The 3645-nt window shown below is 74.4% G+C and carries 3 protein-coding genes and 1 pseudogene; 2 read left to right on the forward strand and 2 right to left on the reverse strand.

From position 1 onward, the window contains the following. Positions 1-687: pseudogene (locus H5J30_RS21970) on the reverse strand (hypothetical protein); the annotation flags it as partial. A 204-nt stretch (positions 688-891) separates the two neighbouring features. On the opposite strand from H5J30_RS21970, the gene H5J30_RS21975 reads away from it, so the two are divergent. Further along, positions 892-1713: a DeoR/GlpR family DNA-binding transcription regulator gene (locus H5J30_RS21975; RefSeq protein ID WP_181789109.1), complete on the forward strand. Its 822-nt coding sequence runs from the start codon at positions 892-894 to the stop codon at positions 1711-1713. 63 nt (positions 1714-1776) lie between these two features. Here the strand turns inward: H5J30_RS21975 and cds1 are convergent, their stop codons facing one another. Beyond that, positions 1777-2919, reverse strand: a complete 1143-nt coding sequence (gene cds1, locus H5J30_RS21980) for an L-cysteine desulfhydrase Cds1 (protein WP_181789110.1) — start codon at positions 2917-2919, stop codon at positions 1777-1779. A gap of 150 nt (positions 2920-3069) precedes the next feature. On the opposite strand from cds1, the gene H5J30_RS21985 reads away from it, so the two are divergent. Next, positions 3070-3411: a hypothetical protein gene (locus H5J30_RS21985; protein ID WP_181789111.1), complete on the forward strand. Its 342-nt coding sequence runs from the start codon at positions 3070-3072 to the stop codon at positions 3409-3411. The last annotated feature ends 234 nt before the right edge of the window (positions 3412-3645 follow it).

The following is a 3645-nucleotide window of genomic DNA, read 5'->3' on the forward strand; positions in this document are numbered from 1 at the left end:
CAGGGCGGTCAGCAGCACGGGCACCAGCGCGCCCAGCGCGAGGCGCCGGCCGGGCGCCCCGAACCAGCCGCCGTCGCCGGCGGACATGAAGCCGAGCCACGACTTGTCGGCGGTGCAGTGCGCGCTGCCCGCGCACTGCCAGGCCAGCAGGTCGAGGGTCACCTCGCCGGCGGCCAGCACGAGCTGCACGGTGAGGGTGAGCGCGAAGATCCGCACCAGCACGTCGTACGCCCGGTGGGCGGGGTGCCCGGAGGGGGCCGCGGGGCGCATCCAGTGCGCGAGGTTGGCAATCATGAACGGGAGCAGGACGAGCCACAGCGCACGGGCGCCGTTGCCCGAGGTGAGGTTCGACCAGCAGTACGCCTCCTGCACCGGCTCCGTACGGGATCCGCCGCCTTCCCCGCGCTCCTCCCCCTCTGCCGCCCCTACCGCCTCCGCCGCCTCCGCCGCCTCCGCCGCGGCCTCCTCCGCCCGGACGTCGTCCCTGCGGCGGTGGATGCCGGCCGTGCGGTCGCCGGTCACCAGCTCCGTGCGCGGATCCCCGAGCATCTCCTCCGGGGTGGCCCCGCCCACCCCGTGGACCAGCAACTCCAGCGCCGGCTGCGGCGCCCCGCGGTCCTTGCCGGCCGCTCCGTCCGTCGTGCCCAGCGGTGCGCGCCCCTTGGCGCTCAGCGCTTCCGGCTGCATGCCCTCTCGCCCCCCGTGCCGTCCTGCGGTCAGTGCCGAGTGACCAGCATCCCGGGATCGGCCGTCCGGTGCAGCTTCCCGCGCGGGAGGCGACGCAGAATCGTGACGCGGGCGTCCCCCGGTGGCCGAACACCCGCGGCCACGTGTCGTACCCGCATGGGAGGATGACCCGGACAGGCGACCCCGGGACGAAGGGCGAACGGCGTGAGCGACAATCAGAACCTGCTCGCCGAGCAGCGCCGGGCCCTCATCCTGGACGAGGTGCGGCGCCGCGGCGGGGTGCGGGTGAACGAGCTGACGCGCCGGCTGAACGTCTCGGACATGACCATCAGGCGCGACCTCGACGCGCTCGCGCGCCAGGGCGTCGTGGAGAAGGTGCACGGCGGCGCGGTCCCGCTGGCCGAGGCGAGCACGCACGAACCCGGCTTCGAGGCTAAGTCGTCCCGGGAGACGGGTGCGAAGGAGGAGATCGCCCGCGCGGCGGCGCAGATGGTGGCGCCGGGCGCGGCCATCGCGCTCTCCGGCGGGACGACGACGTTCGCCCTGGCGCGGCAGCTGGTGGAGGTGCCGGACCTGACGGTCGTCACCAACTCGGTACGCGTCGCCGACGTGTTCTACGCGGCGCAGCAGCCGGGGGCGCGCGGCGCGACGGTGGTGCTGACCGGCGGGGTGCGTACGCCGTCGGACTCGCTGGTCGGCCCGGTGACGGACCAGGCGATCCGCACGCTCCACTTCGACGTGCTGTTCATCGGCGTGCACGGCATATCGGTGCAGGCCGGCCTCTCGACGCCGAACCTGGCCGAGGCGGAGACGAACCGGCATCTGGTGCGGGCGGCCCGGCGGGTCGTGGTGGTCGCGGACCACACCAAGTGGGGCACGGTGGGCCTGAGTTCGTTCGCCTCGCTGGACGCGGTCGACGCGCTGGTCACGGACCCGGGGGTGCGCCCGGAGGCGCGCGCGGAGATGGCGGAGCACCTGCCGGAGGTCGTGGTCGCGGGCGAGCCGCAGGAGCCGGCGGACGGCTGAACGGAGCCGGGCGGCCGGGCCGTCGGCGCAGTCGGCGCCCGCCGCCGACGGGGACGGCGGCCGTCAGCAGGACCAGCGGCCGGTGGCGAGGAAGGCGTCGAGGTGCACGGCGTACGGGCCGATGTCGAGGCCCTGCCCGGCGAGCCAGTCGTCGGAGTAGTACTTGTCGAGGTAGCGGTCGCCCGGATCGCAGATCAGCGTGACGACGCTGCCGCCCCGGCCCTCGGCGACCATCTCCCCGACGATCTTCAGCGCGCTCCACAGCCCGGTGCCCGTCGAGCCGCCCGCGCGGCGGCCGATGGCCCGCTCCAGTGCGCGTACCGCCGCGACGGAGGCCGCGTCGGGGACCTTCATCATCCGGTCGATGGCGGCGGGCAGGAAGCTGGGCTCCATGCGGGGGCGGCCGATGCCCTCGATGCGTGAGCCACGGTCCACGGTGACGTCCGGGTCGCCGCTCTCCCAGCCGGCGAAGAAGCAGGAGTTCTCAGGGTCGGCGACGCAGACGCGGGTGTCGTACTGGAGGTAGCGCACGTAGCGGGCGATGGTGGCCGACGTGCCGCCGGTACCGGCGGTGGCGACGATCCAGGCGGGCTCGGGGAAGCGCTCCAGGCGCAGCTGGGTGTAGATCGACTCGGCGATGTTGTTGTTGCCGCGCCAGTCGGTCGCCCGCTCGGCGTAGGTGAACTGGTCCATGTAGTGGCCGCCGGTCTCCTCGGCCAGCCGGGCGGACTCCTCGTACACCGTCCGCGGGTCGTCCACCAGGTGGCAGGTGCCGCCGTGGAACTCGATGAGGCGGGTCTTCTCGCTGCTGGTGGTGCGCGGCATCACCGCGATGAAGGGCACGCCGATGAGGTCGGCGAAGTACGCCTCGGAGACGGCGGTGGAACCGGAGGACGCCTCGATCACGGGCTTGCCGCGGCGGATCCAGCCGTTGCAAAGGCCGTAGAGGAAGAGCGAGCGCGCCAGGCGGTGCTTGAGGCTGCCGGTGGGATGCGTGGACTCGTCCTTGAGATACAGGTCGATGCCCCAGCGCTCGGGCAGCGGGAAGCGGAGCAGATGGGTGTCGGCGGTGCGGTTGGCGTCGGCCTGCACCTTCCGGACGGCCTCCTGCAGCCAGGCGCGCGCGGCCGGGTCGCTGCGGTCGACGTCGAGGGTGGGGAGGGCGCCGCCGGGGGCGGCGGCCGGGGGTGGTGCGCTGGCGCTCACGCCCCGATCATATGCGGGGCCTCTGGCCACCTCGGCCGGTCGTGGGCACACTGGCAGGAGTGCTGGTACCGCCCGCCGACGCGGGTGGTACCGCCCATGCGCGCTCATCGCTCCAGGGGGAGCGCTGTGGGGGAGCCGAGGAGGGTCGGCGTGGCGGAGACGGAGTACACGGCTCGCGGGGTGCGGATAGGGCGCTGGTTGCGCTCGCTCACCCGGGCGGGACAGGTGCATATCAAGGACGGCCGGCTGGAGTTGCTCACCAGCTACGGCACCCAGATCGACAGCGCCCCGGTGCAGGAGGTGCGCGCGGCCCGGCCGTGGTTCGGCCGCGGCGACCGCGCGGTGGCGTCGGTCAACGGCAGGCAGTACGTCCTGACGCTGACGGGCGAACGGGGCCGGAACGAGGAGTCGGGCGAGAAGGCGGCGGGCGACTTCCTCGAAGCGGTACGCGCCGCCCGCGGCCAGACGGGCGGAGCAGCACACTTCGGCTGACGCCCCCGCTCGGCGGAGGGGGGAACGGACTTGGGGGCATCCCGCGCGGGACGGACGTGTGGCGCGACGTGCCCGGGCTCGGCACGCGCGGATCCGCTCCGCGGGAGCCGGACGTACCGACACACCGCCGCCGGCGCCGCAGCACCGGAGCGGCCGTTCAGCCTGCGCATTGCTCGCCCACCGCACCGCCCGGCCGCCGTACGGCTGCGGCCCCCGCCCGGCCCGGCGGCTCGG

Origin of the sequence: Streptomyces phytophilus (assembly GCF_013870535.1) — a bacterium.
GTDB lineage: Bacteria > Actinomycetota > Actinomycetes > Streptomycetales > Streptomycetaceae > Streptomyces > Streptomyces phytophilus.